The organism is Paenibacillus hexagrammi (genome assembly GCF_021513275.1).
Classification (GTDB): domain Bacteria; phylum Bacillota; class Bacilli; order Paenibacillales; family NBRC-103111; genus Paenibacillus_E; species Paenibacillus_E hexagrammi.
Map to the genome: position 1 here is coordinate 3,417,617 of NZ_CP090978.1, position 17,673 is coordinate 3,435,289.

Here is a 17,673-nt window from a genome sequence, read left to right on the forward strand (position 1 = left end):
TTGAAAGCAATTGGAGCCCCTTATTATCCTTGGGATCTCGTATTTAACAATCAAATCGTCGAATACCGTTCCTTTTTAAGCCAATATGTAACGTCATCTATTGTGATTTCGGTGCTTGCTTTTCTGCTCATCCTAGCGCTGCTCTTTCATGTACTGCTTCGCAAGCATCCGATTCGGCTGCATTGGGGAGAGCGCTCCGCTTATGCCATAATCGCTCTGCTGCTCTTGAGCAGCTTGTATACGGATACACCGATTCCTTTGACCGCTATGAACGGTATATACACGGTGCCATGGGATCAAACCATTACCTACGACGAGAATGGGTTCTTGTTGTCTTCCCTCGAGATGCTGCCTTTGTTAAAAGTGGACAAGCCCTCCGGCTATAGTAAAAAAGCGGTTGAATCCATCGTGAATCAAATTCCGGAGACCAAGCCGTCAGGAGGCAAGCAACCTAACATCATTGTCATGCTGAGTGAATCTTTCATGGATCCTACCGTCATGAAGAATCTCACCTTCAGCGAGGATCCGATTCCTTTCCTTCACAGTCTGCAAAAAACATACACGAGCGGCTGGATGCTGTCCCCCAGTTTGGAGGCAGTACAGCTAATGTGGAATTCGAAGTGCTCTCCAGTAACTCAATGCGATTCTTCGGGCAATCACCGGATAAAATCCTGCCGTATATCGAATATATGAACCATGGAGTCGATTCGTTAGCCAGCATTACAACCCGACAGGGCTACCATGCTACAGCGATTAACCCGTTTTTCAGCTGGTTTTTTGACAGCCGAAAGGTCTACAAGCATTTTGGCTTCTCGCGCTTTATCAGCAGCGAATATTTCCCGAATGACTTCGAGGGTCCTAATTATGCCGATCGCGCGGTGGCAGCCAAAATTATAGAAGAAACAGAAAAAAGCCCGGGACCGGACTTTATCTTTGCCAATACGATGGAAAATCATCATCCCTATAACCCTGGAAAGTTCAGTAAGAACACAATCGAAGTGACCGGCGACATTACACCGGAGTCCAAAGGCCTGCTGGAAACGTATGCCCAAGGAATTAAAGACGCCGATAAATGCTTAAGAACTTTGGTTGAGTATTATTCCAAAAAACAAGAGCCAACCATTTTGCTCTTCTTCGGCGATCATTTCCCGTTCCTTGAAGATGACTACAAGGTCTATCGCGATGCGAAATATGTCCTTCCTAACGATCCTGAGCTGTACAGCAAGACGCATAATACGCCGTTTGTCATCTGGAACAACTTCCTGCCAGTTGATCAAGAGATACCGGGAATGCATATCAGCCCTTCATTCCTGGGACCGACTGTTCTGCATATGGCCGGAGTCCAAGGGAGTTATTATACCGATTACTTATATAACCTGTCGCAAAAAATTCCAGTCATCCCACCGCAGGATCAATGGGCACGCTATCAGATCAATCCCGATGATCTGAAGGACTATAGAATCATGCAGTACGATAACCTCTTTGGAGGCCGGTATGGCTATCAGCTAAAAGGATTTAAAGATACGATTGTACAGCCATCCTATACGCTCGGCTATGGCGATCCGATCATTACAAAAGCCACGAAGACAGACAAAGAACTGCAAATTGTAGGAACAAATTTCTTCTACTCATGCAGCGTTTACTTAGACGGTCAATTGGTAAAATCCAGCTTTAACGGTTCGGATACGTTATTTGCGGAATTACCTGAGAACACGGATTGGGAGAAAGGCAAAGAGCATCAAATCGAGGTACGAATACTTGATGATAAGAAGATGAAAATCGGCCAATCCAACGTTTACACCCTCACACAGTAATGACACTCCCCCTCATGGAATAGGATGATTGCATATCCGTTTTCAAGGGGTTTTTTTATGCGAGCTCCATTTCCTCCTGCTCACGTTCATTTCTTCGCAGATATTACTTCCGAAGAGTTAGGACATCATCACGTTCTCAGGCTGTACACCTTCAGCGTCAATGGCAGCGATTACGACGGACATGTTCATCATTATCAAGGCATCACTGGCATTAAGTATGGCCATTACCACACGTATTATGGGGTAACAGGTCCTCCAATCCCGCTGCCCGGAGGGAATCACACCCATGACCTCGAAGGCATCGTGGAGCTGAACTTATTTAACACGTCCCGAAAAGATGCGCTCGAGATTTCCGCCCAGAAGGAGGGACTTATCCGCACCCCGCATCGTCACAGCTATGCCGGAACTAGCGGTCCCGGTTTTGGATACGAGGGCGCGGAGGTGCCGCCAGGTGAGAAGATTTAAACCATAAAGAAGGAGAGGTTAGTTAACGATTATTGGAGTACCGCGGAGCATACAGTTATGCCTGACATTGAAGCGGAAGGAGCACGTAGTATGACTGAAAGTGATAAACTTACAAGGATTGTACCTGCAATGACCATGCAAAGTGGAAGGTTTCCCCTGCCGGAAGTCCTTGAGCACCTGACAACGTAGGCGGAAACGGTTCGTTGAACACGTTCATTATGCTTGTGTAGGGCTCAAGGGAACAGCCTCTGTCCACGGCGCCGTGAACAAGACATGAATCGGAAACCGGTCGCCCCTATCAAATAGCAGCTTGGTGCCCCGAGCTTCATAATGAATCTCGCACACCTGCGCCCCCGACTCCATCGTCAGCATCTGGGAGCCGCCCGGATACTCGGGCAGCTCTTGCACCGCGGCGCCTTGCCGCAGAGCCGCGCACAGCGGCGACGGCTCTGGCAGTCCCGCCGCGTAGCCGTCATCAGTCAGCGGCCACTGCGCCGCTGCCGGGATCTTGACGCGCACTCGCGCCGCTTCCCCCTTCGCATAGGCGAAGTAAGGATGGAAGCCCAGCGAGAGCGGCATTGCCACTGCGCTGCGGTTGACGACGTCACCGCTGAGCGACAGCGTACCGTCCTTCAGGCGGTACGTGAAACGGAAGCTGGCCTCGTGCTGAAAGTAGGCCAGCATATCGGGGTGCTCCGCGACGTCAAGCTCCGCGGAGAGATATGCCCCGCCGACGTCGTCTGCGCCGGCGGCTGTGACCTTCCACGGCCGCTCGCGCAGCTCGCCGTGGGCATGGTGAGGCTCCCGGTTCGGCGGGAGCCGGTATTCGCGGCCTTCGAAGGTGAAGGCCGCTTGCTTGACGCGCCCCGGCGGGCACAGAATGGGCACGCCGTAGCGCGAGGACTGGGCGCGCAGCTCCGCCAGCGACGCCGGTTGTGCGATGTAGGCTTCGCCGCGCACATCGAAGCGAAACAGATGTAAGCCTACGGCTGGAACAATCTCAGCCTCCGCCCCCGCTTCGCGGTCGACGAGCCTGTAAGTCGTCTCTCCGTCCCAAATTGACTCTTGAAGCTCATAACGATTCAACATGTGAACCCTCCTACGATCTCATCCATCTGAGTTACTTATAAATCGACGTATAAAGCCTGCTTGAGTAATGCGATTGTTTGCGATAATACGCTCGAATAGCAAGAATGCCTCCAATCAGCACCATACTCGTTATCAAGCTACCCTCCGCCCCAAAGGCACCACCGGAAATCCAATCAGGTCCTTGCTGCTGAATATGGAAGACAGATTTCGTCTGCGTACCGGATACGAGAAATCCATACACATTCCCCTGAAAGAAATTCCAGGAAAAATGCATGGCAATCGGCATCCAAAGCCCTCCGGAAGCTTCCCGGCTCACACCGAAGAGAAGACCGGCCAATAACAAATTCAGGACGGGCAGCGGATTATTCCACATACCGGGGTTAAAAGCGTGCAGAAGCGCAAACACCAAAGATGAAACAGCTATACCTGTGCGCGGACCGAAGCGATGATTCACCAAGCCTTGCAGATAGCCTCGTGCAAACATTTCTTCATTGATCCCTACACAGATGAAAAGAAAAACACCCCACAGCATGTCAGAACTAAACAGTACGCCACCTTCTACAGCATGAAGCTTGACTCCCCTGCTTATCCATATGAGCCCGCAGCTAAGTGAAATGAGGATGACTCCTGCAGCAAAGCCTTCCCCTAGGCGGCGGCCAAAGAATCGAGTGCCCAGCCCGATGGACCAACGATTTCTTCTTTCAAAGATCACATAGGAAACGAATACACTCCCTACAAACCCGATAAATTGGGCGTACATGGAGCCTTTCGTAAAAATGGGATCTTGGACGATTCTGCTTATGATCATCTCGGGCTGCTGATGCCCTGACATCAGCTCAGGATGCTGAACAACGACAATCACAGCAGCAATAAATGCGAGAACAACCGTAATCAAAAAGGCAAAAAATAACGTCAGCAACAGTTTTCCGGCGATTGCAAGGCTTGAAATCCACGCTCCTTTGCGTTCGTTCATCAAGTGTTTCCTCCTTTTTCCTGTCCTTACATCTATTCGTGGGCAGGAAGCATTTTCCTGCCATCGCTTTTTTCCCAACTTCTCCCTTGTGCAATCGAAGCGCCCATGCCACAATATAAGGAAACATCGGTAGGCGGAGGAACTTTATCCCATGCTGTTCGTACTTATAGCTCTATGGATCATTGCTTTGCTTCTTATCATCATTGATCCCCGTTCAAGCACGATGCGCTGGATGAGCGCGGTTTCGTTTACAGGCGGAATCGGTGCGCTTGCTGCCGTCATGTCGAACGATTTCATTCCTTATATCAAGGAAATCATTCCGAACCCGGCGATTCACGATTTTTTGTTTCAAATTCAAGCAGCCAGCTCTCAGCTGTCTTACTATGGACTTCCCTACTCATTCGCGATGCTAGCGTTGGAATACAATCGTTCTTGGCCTCGCCCTCGTATTCGGAGATGGCTGCCGGCGCTGCTTTTGCTGCCGCCGATTGCCTGTGTCCTGTTCACTCCGGCCTACACGGAGGAAATTCCGATTAGCTTTCCTCTTGTAGCCACATGGGCGGTTCCTTATATTTTGCTAGCGGCCGTTCACATCATGATGAAAAGAGAGCGGCTGCCTGCCATGCAGCGCACGCATTTGTATACCTGTCTCACCTTGCTGCCCCCGATTGTCTGTTTTGCCGTACTGAATTATATCATGCCCAGCCTGGGCTTTTACCGGATGTGGATCTACCATCAATGGATACTAGCCTTTGTCGTGCCATTTTTCATTTACACCTTTTTTAAATATGGATTTCTGGGCATGAGGCTGCTCATCGAGAGGCGAAAGCTGGATTCTACACTGCGCGCCATTACCTCCGGAACGGCGATCTTGAATCATGCGATTAAGAACGATGTGGGCAAAATGCGCCTTTTTCTTGATAAAATGAAGCAATATGCCGAAGAAACGAATCAGACCGAGCTGCTGGAAGATCTGCAAGTCGTGAACAGCGCAGCTATCCATATCCGGGAGATGATCAGCAGGGTGCACGAACAGACGCAGGAGCTCCCACTTCGCGAATCGGACGTTCGGCTGAGCAGCCTCTTGGAGGATGTCATCAAACCGCTCCAACCCCAGCTAGACGGTATTGCACTGCAGCTTAGCGTGCCTGATAATATCTCACTCCATATCGATCGTTTGCAGGTTACAGAAACTCTGACCAATATCATCATGAACGCGATAGAAGCCATGCCCTCAGGAGGCAGCCTGCAGATCCGTACCTTTATGACCAAAAAGCATGTTGTTTTGGAGATTAGGGACAGCGGAGCAGGCATTGAAAAAGGTGCGCTTCCGCTCGTATTAGAACCATTTTATACGACGAAAAGCGGCAGTCATAATAATTTTGGTCTAGGTCTAGCCTACTGCTACAGTGTAATGAAAAAACACGGCGGATCTTTGGAAATCAACAGCGAGCCCGGAAAAGGCACCAGTGTATTTCTGTCTTTTCCAGCTAAAGCACTTACGAAAGCGTCAAAGGAGGTACTCCATGAACAAGATTAAGGTCGTGATCGTCGAGGATGACCGCGATTGGCTAAGAGGTCTGATTTCATATGTAAACCGCGAACCGGATCTGGAGGTAATTGCGACTGCTTCCACTCCTGCTGAGGCACAATCGCTTTTTACAGGTTCCTGCACTCCTGCAGATGTTGTATTAATGGACATTATGCTCCAAGATGAACCGGCAGGGATTGGATTGGCTGAGCTAGCTTTAACTGCGTGGGGCGTAAAGGTCATCATGCTGACTTCGATGGAAGAGAAGGATCTGATCTTCCGCTCGTTCCAAGCCGGGGCCATCGATTATCAAATTAAAGCGAATTTCGAAGAAATCCCTGGTGTCATCCGAGCCGCTCATCTACGGCAATCTACCATTAACGCTGCGGTGGCAGAGCAGATGAGAGAAGAATTTCGCCGCTTGAAGAAGCTTGAACAGGAATTTAAGGTCAAAGAAATGAAGGATCTGATCACACCGACAGAGCTTCAAGTGCTTGAAATGATCGATCAGGGACATACGCAGACCGAGATCGCGAACCGCTTTGTCATCTCCCTGCGCACGGTGAAGATCCACGTCGGCCATATTCTAAAAAAGTTGGGCAGCTCCAGCAGCAAAGAGGCCGCGCAAAAAGTGCGCGACCTCGGATTGTTTGACAAGAAGCCGGACTGACCGGCTTCCCCTTTTTTAATGGATATCCTTCTTCTTAAACCTGCCGCCCTTGACATCGTGAATGTTGCCGACAGCGAGAAATGCGCTAGGATCCAGCTCCTCCACGATGGACTTCAGCTTGGCTTCCTCCAGACGGGTAATGACGCAAAAAATAACCTTCTTCGTATCACCGGAGAAGCCCCCTCCCCTTCCAGGTAAGTAACTCCCCGGCCTAAACGATCGACCAGCGCTTTGCCGATGTCCCTGTAACGGTCACTGATAATCCAAACCGATTTGGATTCGTCAAAGCCTTCAATGGTCACATCAATCATTTTGTAGGCGATATAATAAGCAATCAAGGAATACATCGCCCGGTCCCAGCCAAATACAAACCCTGCGCTGCCGAGAATAAATACGTTGATGAACATGACTATTTCACCAACAGAGAACGGAAGCTTTTTGGTAACGAGAATAGCTACAATTTCAGAACCGTCAAGCGACCCCCCGAACCGAATCACCATTCCGACGCCGATTCCCAGAATAATTCCACCAAATACCGTCGCTAGTAGAGGATCAATCGTAAGCGGATCTACTGGGTGCAGCAGCGCTGTACCCAAGGACATCACAAGAATAGCAAATAGTGTTGATAAGGCAAAGGTCTTGCCGATCATTTTATAGCCCAAATAAATAAAGGGCAAGTTGAGAATGGTCAAAAATACACCGACAGGCGTGTTAAATAAGTAAGAAAAAATGATAGAAATCCCTGTAATTCCCCCATCAATAATTTTATTGGGAACCAGGAAAATTTCTAAACCTACGGACATCAGTGCTGCGCCTAGGAAAAGAAAGACGACTCTTCTGATAAAAGCCAACTTCGTCATTTTCTTATGCTGAAGCGGTAGCGGGTTCATCCTTTCTTTTGCATCTTCACCTGTTGATTGGCCAGAATGATCTCCTCCTTCTCTATATCTCTTCACACTTTTCTCCCCCTAGCCTCGATTCTCCTGCAAACCATACAAAATTCATCGGTTTTAAAAGCATTCAGCATAAATTTCCTCAGATGGCGGCACGCTAATCGATAGGGGGATGGTGAATAGTCATGAAATCCTTGCTTCAATATTATGAAGAGCTTGCTGAATTTATGGGAAATCCTGTTGATTTGCAGGTTCACTATGTAGCTCACACGGATGTCGATAATCCTGAGGCCTTACTTGTATTCCTGGAGACGATTACCGATGGAAACTTGATACATAATCGACTGCTCGTGCCTTTGTTGGAATCATCCAACCGGATTCACGACAAGGATACGCCTTTTTTAAAACGGCCAAGCGTTGAAAGCCTCTGGTCACTAGGATCATTGATACGCATAAGCTTTGAATCAATCACGCAAAATCTGTTTGAAGGCAAGTGTGTTGTCCTATACCAGGGCTGTTCTAGAGGATTAGCGGTGGAGGCATGCGACTGGCATAACCGTTCCGTTACCCAGCCAGAACGGGAAAGCTCTCTCATCGGTCCTAAAGATTCGTTTATCGAGGATATTGGTGTCAATGTTTCGATGATTCGCCGCCGAATCCGGCACCATACGCTGCGATTTGAAGAATACACCTTGGGCACAACGTCCAGAACGAAAGTCATGATCGGTTATATGGACGGTTTGGTGAACCGAAAGGCTTTGGATATGTTTAAACAACGATTAAAGGGTATACATATCGATATGCTGCTGGAATCCTCCCAAATCGGGGCTCTAACATCAGGTCAACGCTTCTCTCCGTTTCCCATGTATCAGCTTACGGAACGCCCTGACAAGGCAACATCAGCAATTGCAGAAGGGCGCTTTATCGTGATGACGGACACAACGCCAACCTGTCTAATCCTGCCGGTGACGATGACTTGTTTGTTTGAAGCATCTGATGATTATTATTTCCCCAGTATATCCGGCTCCTTTCTTCGATTCACTCGAATGATTGGGCTCGCCATCACTTTATATTTGCCGGCTCTATACATTGCGGTTACGGCTGTAAATCAGGACATGTTTCGCATTCAATTCATGCTGGCGGTTGCTTCGAGCCGGGAAGGCGTACCATATCCCGCGTACATAGAAGTCATTATTATGCTGCTGCTCATTGAACTCATTAATGAAGCTACTGTCCGATTACCCAAAACCATCGGGGGTACCGCCACCATTGTCGGAGGCTTGATCATAGGTACTGCCGCGGCGCAATCCCATCTCATTAGCTATATCATGATCGTCATCACGGCAACTACCGCGATCGGCAGTTATACGATGCCTAATTATATGGTGGGCCTTGCCTGGCGGCTCTGCTGCTTTTTCCTCGTCCTGCTCTCTATTCCATGGGGGTTGTACGGCATCGTAGTAGGCAGCGCCATGATTGGCTTGTATTTAAGCCACATCGATTGTCTAGGGGTACCTTACGCAGCTCCGTTCGTTACGTTTCATTATAAGGACATTTTTCGTGATGCGCTCTTTCGGGCTCCCTTGTCCTTAGTAAAAAAGCGGCCCTCAACTTACAGCAAGGAGGCGAAAGGGACGACACGCAATTCAAGTGAAGGTGGGGAATGGTAGCCATGAAATGGCTCAAAGAGGAAAGCATCTATTACCCTTTTTTGCTCTTTGTCGTCATGCTCGGACTATCGGTAACTCGTGCACCGTCATTAGTCATCCTAGGGATCGGTAGGAATAGTATCTGGATCTTCATTCCTTGTCTGCTGAGCGTCTGGCTTGGTATATGGATGCATCAGGTGATCGCCCGCAGCGGCAGTGTGTCGCTAATCGATGCTTCTCATCAAGTCGGCGGTGTGTTCCTCTCTAGGTCTTTGTATGCTTGCTTTGCTGTATTGTTCACGGGCGGGACGGTGTATTTTACTTATCTTTCCGGGGACTTCCTATCCAAAACGCTCTTATTTGGCAATTTACGTGCGTACGTCTTGCTCGAAACCGTATTGGCTACTGGCATCGCGTTATTACCTTTAAAAACACACGCTCGTTATGCCCACATCATGATGATTTTCGTTGTACCTTTCTTTCTGTTCATTTCGCTGGCACCGCTTTTGCATCTGAGATGGAATTGGGTTACACCTCTGTTTACCAGGCAAGAATGGAATAGCCCGATCCACGCTTTTACGAGCGCTATGCTTGTTTATTTACCGCTTGCCGCCATTTCGCTGATTCACGACAAAAGACGAACGATACATGGTCTTTCATTGGGCATCCTTTCCCTGATTATTGCCATCATCACGACCTATTTCATGATTATTGGCATTGCTACCTTCGGGATTAAACGGGCCGGTGAAATCATTTATTTGACCTACAGTGTAGTAAATACAGCCCGTATTGAAAATTTTGTGTTGGAGCGGATTGTGTTCATCTGGATCTTGTATTGGAAATACATGCAGTTTATTGGATCAGCCTTCCTGCTGCGCTGCGCTTCAAGAGCCGTTGCGGGGGTTATCGGCGTACGAATTAACGCCTTTATCATCATTCCTATGGGCCTTCTTATTGCCATCGTCGAATGGGTTTCAGCTTCTCCTTTTCTCGCAAAGTCACTATCCGTCCCGTTAGGATTCATGACATTCGGATTCCTGGCGATTCTGCCTGTATGTGTTGTACTCGGAATGAAAATACGGAGGAAGCTGCCATGACACTGAAAAGCATAAGCCGGCGAATGTTACTGTCCCTATCTCTCCTTCCTCTGCTTATTTGCGGATGTACGGACGTCAAACAGATTAATCGTATTACCTTTGTGACGGCTCTTGGTGTGGAAAAGTCGGAGGTTGGGGTGAAGGTGCATGCTGTCTTGGCTATTCCCAACCGCTTTTCCGCTTTGTCCCCGGGCGGCACAGGAGGCAATCAAAAGTCCCCCAATTACATCCTTACTGAAGAAGGCAGGGACGTCTCAGAAGCATTATTTAAAATGAAGCGTGATAATTCCCGAGACATTCAGTTTGGGCACAATAAAATCATTCTGTTTTCCGAAGAGATTGCGAAGGACGGGCTTGATCCTTATTTGGACCTATTTATGAGGAGAAGTGAGTTTCAACCCATTGCTTGGATTGCATTGACCAAGGATTCACCTAGAGATGTTCTGGAGACCGTTCCTCAGATTCCTGATTCCACAGCTGATTTGTTTATCGATGTATTCTCACAAGCAGGTACGGAAACGGCGGAAATATTACCGATTTATCTCTATGAATTTTATTCGCTTAGTGTTGAGCCGGGCCAAACTCCCTTCGCCATGTATGTGCAAAACCTTCAAGGCGGCAATCACATAGAAATAGGACAGCTCGGAGTCTTTCGAGGCGACAAATTGGTAGGAAGCATTACATCTGAGGAAACCATGTACTTACAAATGCTGCAAAATAACCCTTTGCACAATACGATCATTGATGTTCCCGACGCTACGGCTATGGCATTAAACTACAAAACTACCATTCATGCAACAAATCAAGGTATTAACATTAGCCTTCATATGGATTTGGACATCGATGAGCTTCACGGCCAACACATATCGACTCCTACTGAAGTGTCCAGCCTGGAGCGGGAAATCACCGAAGAACTGGAGCAAAACGTAAGCCGCTTAGTAAAAAAGCTGCAAGCCATGCATGCAGATCCTGCAGGTATCGGCAATGAATACCGTAAGCATCTATCAGGCGTGCTCCTAGACTACGAAGCATGGAACCAGGATATCTTTCCAGAGATTCCCGTTACCGTTACGGCACGCACAAAAATTGTTAGACGGGGTACCATCGAATATTAGATTCTCCCATGTTATAATGTCCTATGACATTTACAAAATGTTTATACTACGAAACATGGGAGAAATCGATGCGCACACTATTACTGAACATTTGGAAATCAGTCAAAGCGAGGCTTCCGCTGATTCTTGCGGCACTCGTTCCTGTACTGATTATGGAAGTGTTGAGCCGGGGCCATTACGGAGAAATGGTCTCATGGAGCGCTGGGCATATCCCGGCACTCTTATTCAACATGATGATTGTAACAGCCTGCCTGTTGCTGGCCTTTGCCGCCATTGGCAGAGCTCGAATTGCTTATTGGGTAATTAGTGCCCTTCTATTGATCTTATCACTTGTTAGCGGGGTTAAATTGAAACTGCTCGGAGTTCCGCTGCTTCCGTGGGATTTCGTGTTGGCTGGCGAGACCTCAGACATGGTCCAATATGTGACAAATATATTGACCTACCGCGTCTTGATCGGCCTCTTGATCTTTGCAGTTGCCAGCTATTTTCTTTTATACCGTACTAGCTTATATACCAAGAAAGCTTCTGCCAAAGAAAGAATCGTGCTGGCCGTTATATCACTACTCATGATCACCGCCATTTATAAAGACGGACCGCTACCTGTTGAAAAATGGCTGGGCATCCACGCCGAACCTTGGAATCAAGCGGAGAATGCCAAAAACAACGGTTTTGCATTCTCTACGGTCCTCAATACCAAGATGATGTTCAATAAAGACCGGGAAGGCTATGACGATCAGGCGATCGCGGCTATTGTCAGCCAAACGCCTAAGCCTGTGAAGGCCGGGGATACTCCTCAAAAAGATGTTAAACCGAACGTTATCGTCGTACTTAGCGAGTCGTTCTGGGACCCGACCATCATTCCTGGCGTAGAGTTCAGCAGAGATCCGATTCCCTTCTTCCACAAGCTTCAAAAGGAAAATACGAGCGGCTGGATGCTGTCGCCGCAGTATGGCGGAGGTACCGCCAATGTAGAGTTCGAGGTATTGACAGGCAACTCTATGCGTTTCCTGCCTCAAGGCTCTATTGCATACAACCAATATATTACGAATGAGGTAGATTCACTGGCCAGTATTTATGCACGCCAGGGCTACACCTCTACAGCAATTAGTCCTTTTTACAGCTGGTATTTTAATAGTGATAAGGTTTATAAGGATTTTGGATTCTCGAAATATATTCCTATCGAATATTTTAAACCTAACTACTCTGGCCCTTATATCGCGGACAGTGAGGTTGCCGATAATATCATTCATACCACCTCGTTAAGCGATGGACCGGATTTTGTATTTGCCAATACGATGGAAAACCATTTTCATTATTATCCAGGAAAATTCCCCAAAAAACACGATTGATGTAACCGGGGATATGGCTCCTTCTTCTCAAGGCATGCTTGAAACCCTTGCTCAGGGAGAAAGCGGCGCAGACAACATGTTAAAAACGCTGGTCGAGCATTACCAGAATAGCGGCGAGCCAACCATTATCGCATTCTGGGGGGATCATCTTCCCGCTCTCGGCGATGACTACGCAACTTATATTGATACCAAATATATCAGCGGCAAAGACGACCCTGACTTCTTGAAAAAGATGTACAGCGTGCCGTTAGTTGTGTGGAACAATTTCGACACCGAGCACAAAGATAATTTGAATATCAGCCCTTCGTTCCTAGGACCTTATTTGATTAACTTGTCCGGGCAGCAAGGAAATTATTATATGGACTATTTGGATGAATTGTCGAAGAAGATTCCCATTATTCCACCGAAAGACCATTATGCCGAAATGAATATCAATGAAGCGGACTTGAAGGACTACGACACCCTACAGTACGACATTTTATTCGGGGATCGTCATGCCTATAAAGACTACACGAAGCCGATCATCGATCCAAATTATCATCTTGGCTATGGCCCAATCACCATTGATAAGGCAGAAACCGATACGCAGGATCTATCTGGTCTTTCATCAGTTACTATTACACTATCAGGCAGCAACTTCCCGCCACTGGGATACGTAACGCTTAACGGCAAACCGCTGAAGACCGAATGGAGAGACGAACATAGTCTCGCTGCTACAGTGGAAGGCGACCTGTTGAAGCCAGGCATGTGGGACGTACAGATTAATGTGAAAAATTCAAAGGACACCGTCATCGACCATTCCAATTCTTGGCCGATCGAAATGGGCGGACGCTAAACGCCAAAAATCCCTTGCCCAATCATTATGGGCAAGGGATTTTTTTAGCGATAAAGTAGGGTTCATTAAGAGCTACCGTAGCTTTTCTCCGATCGCTGTTGACATTTTGTTATTTCATTGGAATAAAAGCCTTATAAGGTGATAACAAACTGTCAAAGGCGACCACTACGCTTCTCCGAAAACTACGGACCTCTCCATTTCCCCTTCATCGTCTGACCCCCAAAAAATCCCTTGCCCAATCGGATGGGCAAGGGATTTTTGGCGTTCTAAAAGATTTAGGAAATGGAAACGATTTTGCCCGTTGCTTGGGATTCAAAAGCAGCCAGGATGACATTCAAGGAACGCAAGCCTTCCTCACCGGAGATGCTAGGCGCTTTGCCTTCTTGAATGCAGCTGATGAACTCATCGATCACGCCGCTTGAGGTTTGCTTCTCGTTGGTTGCGATTGCGCCTACTTTGTAGCGTTCAACCGTACCGTCTCTCAGTTCAACAATAACTTGATCCTCTGGGTCTGTACCGATTTTCATAACACCGTTCTCACACCACAGAACCGTGCTGTTGTCTTCACCTTTGTAGTACGTCCAGGATGCAACAAGGGAACCGATGGCGCCGCTCTTCATGCGAAGAATGCAAGTTGCATTGTCATCTACATCTGTACCATCTTTATGGATGGTGCCTACGAATGCTGCAACCTCGGAAACCTCATCGCTGAGCAGGTATCTGATCAGGTCTGATTTGTGTACACCAAGGTCTCCCATAGCGCCCATGATCGCTTCTCCCTTACGGAAGAACCAGCTCTCGCGGCCGTCTACACTCCAGCCCTCAGGACCTGGGTGACCGAAGGATGTGCGGAATGTCAGCACTTTTCCAAGTCTGCCCGTCTCCAGGATTTCCTTTGCTTTCACGTGCGGAGGCATCAATCTTTGGTTGTGGCCAACCATCAGGAATACGCCGTTCTTTTTTAGCCGCTTCGATCATAGCATTTGACTCAGCTTCCGTCGTAGCCATCGGCTTCTCTACCAATACGTGTGCTCCAGCATTGGCAGCCGCGATGGAAACCTCTGCGTGAAGATAGTTAGGCGTACATACGCTGACAGCGTCTACTTTCTCATTCTTAAGCAATTCTTCGTAGCTGCTATATGCTTTACCGCCATAAGTTTGAGCGTAATGCTCAGCTCTTTCAATAATCGGGTCCGCAAAAGCAACCAGCTCAACATTCGGATTCCAACCGTACTCCGGGATATGGCGATGCTTGGAAATGGAGCCGCAACCAATGACGGCAACTCTAACTTTACTCATGATTTTCTTTATCTCCTTTTATCTTCGAATAATATACGATTATTGGCGCACGCCTGTGTAGTTCTCTTTTACCCAATTCAAGCTATTTGCCACGCTAGTGAGGGGAGGCTTCTGGCAGTGGTCTTGTTCTACAACCAGCCATTCTGCGCCAGCCTTCTCAGCTGCTTCGATGACCATCTTCAGATCAACCTGGCCAAGTCCAAGCTCCAAGGTAATGATTTTACCTTCTTCATCTTTGGAGAAATCCTTGAAATGAACCAGCGGCAGACGACCAGCATACTTCGCAATATAAGCCAGAGGATCTTGGCCTGCAAACTGTACCCAGCATACATCCATTTCCACGTTAATGGCCTTATCACCTGTATTCGCGTACATGGCATCGAACACAAACTCATCCTTGATTTTAAGATGAAATTCGAAATCATGATTATGATATAAGAACTGCAGACCTTGTTTCTTAGCTTCAGCAGCAAATCCTTCGCAGCGGGAGATGATTTCTTCCCATTGCTCGGACGTTTCCCGCTGTTCAGGCATGACGTAAGGGCAGATGATATATTGAGCTCCAAGTGTTTTCAAATAGTCAATCTCGCCTTGAAGATTATCAGTAAGGCTCGCCAAGCTCACATGGCTGCCGATTGCTTTCAGTCCCAGTTCATCAAGCAGCTGTTTCAGCTTTTCGGCAGGCATGCCGTAGTAACCGGCAAACTCCACACCTTCGTATCCTAATTCGGCTACATAACGAAGTGTGCCTTCCATATCTTTTTCCATATCGTCTCTAAGTGTATACAATTGAAGACCAATTCCAAGACGAGCCATTTTTACTCCTTCTTTCCATTTGAGCTGTTATTTTGAATCAATAGTGAACCTATTTACCTACATTATAGCGGATTCTGGTTTATTATGAACATTCACGATATAATCAAAACATCTCTTATTTGGCTGTGAAAGGTGAATTCCTATGGATATAGAGCTTCTGACCTGTGGATATTCCTACCATATGGAAAGGTTCGAGGTAAGCAGTAAAAACGGTCTTTCCTCCTATTTATTCCGCCTTCAAACAGAAGGCGTATGCGAAGCGCTTGTCGACGGCAAGATGCGCGAAATTCAAGCGGGTCACCTGCTGTTGTTCAAACCGACAGATCCCTACGAGCTGAGAATTGACCAATCGCAGGATCACGAGGACGGGAAAATCTCCAGCGGGGATTATTATTTGTTCTGCAAAGGCCCATGGATGGACGCTTGGTGGAACAGCAGCCCTAAACCGATGTGCAGCAAGGTAGACCTGGACGCGAGGCTCATCTCTTTGTGGCGCCAACTGATTTTGGAAAAACGAAGAATGGAAGAAGAAAATGAAGAAATTAGCGGATATCTGCTGAAAGCATTGTGCTTATATTTGGAGCGGGCCGCTAAAGAAACCATAACGCTGAAGGGCAAGCCCTTTACAGGAACCCGAATGAAGCGCTTTATCGAGGCGCATGCAACCTCCACTTTTAAAATCGAGGATGTCGCATCCCATGTGGAGCTAAGCGTCTCCCGCGCCGTGCATTTGTTTAAAGAATGCTTCGGGAAAACCATGATCCAATATGCCTTGGAGGTGCGCCTAGCCATTGCCGTTGAGCGCATGCATGACAGCTCCATGTCCCTGGAGCAGGTCGCCGAAACCTGCGGGTTTGGCAGCTACCCGTACTTTCATCGCGCTTTCAAGCAAAAATATGGTATCTCCCCGAAATTATTTCGGCAAAATGTCCCGCAATAGTTTGTCCAAAAATGAACCTTTACCCAGCAGGTTGCGTCAAATTATCGCTCTAAAATTTTTTTGCAACATATTGGAACATTTCTTTTAGGAAGCACGTATAAAAAGTAGGTTATTCAACAACTTTGTTTGAAAACTGTAAAACTATTTTAATGTTAGATTAATAATTGTCTATTATGCTAGACATATATCCAATTGTTAGGATGGTGGAAGTTAATGAAAATGTTCATCACAATTCACAACAAAACAGTACCCGTATACTCTGACGAGAAAAATAGAAAGAAATTCAACCTCTTGAAATCAGCGCTTGAAGCCAAGGTAGTAAAAGGCCGCACGGCCATTAAGAAATGCTTGGATTCAATTATCAGCATCGAGATCGTCGGATGTGAAGCGATACTGCATTCTCTCAATGAAAGAGACTCGCTAGCATTATCTCTCTATTAATGATATGCGGGAACAAGCCGCTACATAACTTCATATTAATAAAAGTTATACTTTCTTATCTAGTAAGAAAGAAACCGCCCCTTTATCCCTAGACTGAGCACAGTCATGGAGAAGGAGCGGTTTTTTGTAATTATGACAGATATTTATCGCGCAGCACATTCATATGATGCTGAGCATGCCCTGCAAGTGTATAAGCAATGGCACGGGCCGAAATTTCGTTATCGTTAACCAGTCCTTTGCGCAGCCATGCTTGATCGGTGATGGTTGTGAGAAGTGTTAGTGTAGCTTTGCGAACCGCTCTAAAATCAGCTAGTAGCGTCTCAAGAGTAAGCTCTGAGAAAGCGGCTGACTGAATAAACGAATCCTGGTCAAAACCCGGCAGCGAGATATCCGAATCTCCTCGTGCAATTCGCAGCAATCGATAACTCATCACACGTTCCGTATCCGTTATATGTCCAATAATTTCCTTGATGCTCCACTTACCAGGAGCGTACGCATAGCTGCCCTGTTCTTCAGAAACTTCCGCAAACAAAGCGTTCAGTTCTTCAAGCTGCTTAGCTAAATAGGAGATATAATCTCCATCTGGAACAAGATGAATATAGCCGCTGACATAAGGATAATACTCCGTGCTATCCGGTCGATTCAGCATATGTCCATGAACTCCTCTCTCTATAGAAAGATTAATAGCTACTTCTAT

16 protein-coding genes and 2 pseudogenes are annotated in these 17,673 nt (G+C 47.2%); 12 read left to right on the plus strand and 6 right to left on the minus strand.

The features are described 5' to 3' along the window. Genes L0M14_RS15555 through L0M14_RS15565 form a run of 3 tightly spaced genes read left to right on the plus strand, consistent with a single transcriptional unit; the run spans position 1 to position 2,279 of the window. The gene (locus tag L0M14_RS15555) at positions 1–693 is read left to right on the plus strand and encodes a hypothetical protein (protein WP_235117629.1); all 693 of its coding nucleotides are present in this window, start codon (positions 1–3) and stop codon (positions 691–693) included. Then, the gene (locus tag L0M14_RS15560; RefSeq protein ID WP_235117630.1) at positions 609–1,814 is read left to right on the plus strand and encodes an LTA synthase family protein; all 1,206 of its coding nucleotides are present in this window, start codon (positions 609–611) and stop codon (positions 1,812–1,814) included. Before L0M14_RS15555 ends, L0M14_RS15560 begins: the two co-directional genes overlap by 85 nt. A gap of 57 nt (positions 1,815–1,871) precedes the next feature. Then, a complete protein-coding gene (locus tag L0M14_RS15565) occupies positions 1,872–2,279 on the plus strand; it encodes a YmaF family protein (RefSeq protein WP_235117631.1) in 408 nt (135 codons plus the stop codon). Positions 2,280–2,495: 216 nt separating this feature from the next. On the opposite strand, the gene L0M14_RS15570 is transcribed toward L0M14_RS15565, so the two are convergent. Next, positions 2,496–3,368, minus strand: a complete 873-nt coding sequence (locus L0M14_RS15570; protein WP_235117632.1) for an aldose 1-epimerase — start codon at positions 3,366–3,368, stop codon at positions 2,496–2,498. A 31-nt stretch (positions 3,369–3,399) separates the two neighbouring features. Next, a complete protein-coding gene (locus L0M14_RS15575; RefSeq protein ID WP_235117633.1) occupies positions 3,400–4,341 on the minus strand; it encodes a CPBP family intramembrane glutamic endopeptidase in 942 nt (313 codons plus the stop codon). Positions 4,342–4,492: 151 nt separating this feature from the next. Here L0M14_RS15575 and L0M14_RS15580 point away from each other — a divergent pair, with 151 nt between their 5' ends. Beyond that, positions 4,493–5,881 carry a sensor histidine kinase gene (locus tag L0M14_RS15580; protein ID WP_235117634.1) on the plus strand — a complete coding sequence of 463 codons (1,389 nt, stop codon included), beginning with the start codon at positions 4,493–4,495 and terminating at the stop codon, positions 5,879–5,881. Continuing rightward, positions 5,868–6,542: a response regulator transcription factor gene (locus tag L0M14_RS15585; RefSeq protein ID WP_235117635.1), complete on the plus strand. Its 675-nt coding sequence runs from the start codon at positions 5,868–5,870 to the stop codon at positions 6,540–6,542. The genes L0M14_RS15580 and L0M14_RS15585 overlap by 14 nt, the downstream gene beginning before the upstream one ends. 15 nt (positions 6,543–6,557) lie before the next feature. Here the strand turns inward: L0M14_RS15585 and L0M14_RS15590 are convergent. Beyond that, positions 6,558–7,402 (minus strand): annotated as a pseudogene (locus L0M14_RS15590) (YitT family protein). 218 nt (positions 7,403–7,620) lie between these two features. On the opposite strand from L0M14_RS15590, the gene L0M14_RS15595 reads away from it, so the two are divergent. From L0M14_RS15595 to L0M14_RS15615, 5 genes are all read left to right on the plus strand, one after another. Beyond that, on the plus strand, positions 7,621–9,105 hold the full coding sequence (locus L0M14_RS15595) for a spore germination protein (RefSeq protein WP_235117636.1): 1,485 nt from the start codon (positions 7,621–7,623) through the stop codon (positions 9,103–9,105). A 2-nt stretch (positions 9,106–9,107) separates the two neighbouring features. Beyond that, the gene (locus L0M14_RS15600; protein WP_235117637.1) at positions 9,108–10,181 is read left to right on the plus strand and encodes an SLC5/6 family protein; all 1,074 of its coding nucleotides are present in this window, start codon (positions 9,108–9,110) and stop codon (positions 10,179–10,181) included. Continuing rightward, complete coding sequence (locus L0M14_RS15605; protein ID WP_235117638.1) at positions 10,178–11,296, plus strand: Ger(x)C family spore germination protein; 1,119 nt, start codon at positions 10,178–10,180, stop codon at positions 11,294–11,296. The genes L0M14_RS15600 and L0M14_RS15605 overlap by 4 nt, the downstream gene beginning before the upstream one ends. A gap of 68 nt (positions 11,297–11,364) precedes the next feature. Beyond that, positions 11,365–12,645 (plus strand): LTA synthase family protein, encoded by a 1,281-nt coding sequence (locus L0M14_RS15610; protein ID WP_235117639.1) that lies wholly within the window; start codon positions 11,365–11,367, stop codon positions 12,643–12,645. Positions 12,646–12,721: 76 nt separating this feature from the next. Continuing rightward, complete coding sequence (locus L0M14_RS15615; protein WP_235117640.1) at positions 12,722–13,480, plus strand: sulfatase-like hydrolase/transferase; 759 nt, start codon at positions 12,722–12,724, stop codon at positions 13,478–13,480. A gap of 275 nt (positions 13,481–13,755) precedes the next feature. Here the strand turns inward: L0M14_RS15615 and L0M14_RS15620 are convergent. Together L0M14_RS15620 and L0M14_RS15625 are read right to left on the minus strand one after the other, a co-directional pair. Next, positions 13,756–14,779, minus strand: a pseudogene (locus L0M14_RS15620) (Gfo/Idh/MocA family protein). Positions 14,780–14,818: 39 nt separating this feature from the next. Beyond that, on the minus strand, positions 14,819–15,595 hold the full coding sequence (locus L0M14_RS15625) for a sugar phosphate isomerase/epimerase family protein (protein ID WP_235117641.1): 777 nt from the start codon (positions 15,593–15,595) through the stop codon (positions 14,819–14,821). 142 nt (positions 15,596–15,737) lie between these two features. Between L0M14_RS15625 and L0M14_RS15630 the strand changes: the two genes are divergently transcribed. Both L0M14_RS15630 and L0M14_RS15635 read left to right on the plus strand, forming a co-directional pair. Further along, positions 15,738–16,535, plus strand: a complete 798-nt coding sequence (locus L0M14_RS15630; protein ID WP_235117642.1) for an AraC family transcriptional regulator — start codon at positions 15,738–15,740, stop codon at positions 16,533–16,535. Positions 16,536–16,748: 213 nt separating this feature from the next. Continuing rightward, positions 16,749–16,976 carry a 3-dehydroquinate dehydratase gene (locus L0M14_RS15635; RefSeq protein ID WP_235117643.1) on the plus strand — a complete coding sequence of 76 codons (228 nt, stop codon included), beginning with the start codon at positions 16,749–16,751 and terminating at the stop codon, positions 16,974–16,976. Positions 16,977–17,106: 130 nt separating this feature from the next. Here L0M14_RS15635 and L0M14_RS15640 read toward each other — a convergent pair whose 3' ends face one another. Beyond that, entirely contained in the window at positions 17,107–17,625 is a 519-nt protein-coding gene (locus L0M14_RS15640) for a DinB family protein (protein WP_235117644.1), read from the minus strand. Positions 17,626–17,673 lie beyond the last annotated feature (48 nt).

Coding starts and splice junctions, on each gene's coding strand:
- L0M14_RS15565 (WP_235117631.1), top strand. CDS start 1,872: ATGCGAGCTCCATTTCCTCCTGCTCACGTTCATTTCTTCGCAGATATT.
- L0M14_RS15570 (WP_235117632.1), bottom strand. CDS start 3,368: ATGTTGAATCGTTATGAGCTTCAAGAGTCAATTTGGGACGGAGAGACG.
- L0M14_RS15575 (WP_235117633.1), bottom strand. CDS start 4,341: ATGAACGAACGCAAAGGAGCGTGGATTTCAAGCCTTGCAATCGCCGGA.
- L0M14_RS15580 (WP_235117634.1), top strand. CDS start 4,493: ATGCTGTTCGTACTTATAGCTCTATGGATCATTGCTTTGCTTCTTATC.
- L0M14_RS15585 (WP_235117635.1), top strand. CDS start 5,868: ATGAACAAGATTAAGGTCGTGATCGTCGAGGATGACCGCGATTGGCTA.
- L0M14_RS15595 (WP_235117636.1), top strand. CDS start 7,621: ATGAAATCCTTGCTTCAATATTATGAAGAGCTTGCTGAATTTATGGGA.
- L0M14_RS15600 (WP_235117637.1), top strand. CDS start 9,108: ATGAAATGGCTCAAAGAGGAAAGCATCTATTACCCTTTTTTGCTCTTT.
- L0M14_RS15605 (WP_235117638.1), top strand. CDS start 10,178: ATGACACTGAAAAGCATAAGCCGGCGAATGTTACTGTCCCTATCTCTC.
- L0M14_RS15610 (WP_235117639.1), top strand. CDS start 11,365: ATGCGCACACTATTACTGAACATTTGGAAATCAGTCAAAGCGAGGCTT.
- L0M14_RS15615 (WP_235117640.1), top strand. CDS start 12,722: ATGTTAAAAACGCTGGTCGAGCATTACCAGAATAGCGGCGAGCCAACC.
- L0M14_RS15625 (WP_235117641.1), bottom strand. CDS start 15,595: ATGGCTCGTCTTGGAATTGGTCTTCAATTGTATACACTTAGAGACGAT.
- L0M14_RS15630 (WP_235117642.1), top strand. CDS start 15,738: ATGGATATAGAGCTTCTGACCTGTGGATATTCCTACCATATGGAAAGG.
- L0M14_RS15635 (WP_235117643.1), top strand. CDS start 16,749: ATGAAAATGTTCATCACAATTCACAACAAAACAGTACCCGTATACTCT.
- L0M14_RS15640 (WP_235117644.1), bottom strand. CDS start 17,625: ATGCTGAATCGACCGGATAGCACGGAGTATTATCCTTATGTCAGCGGC.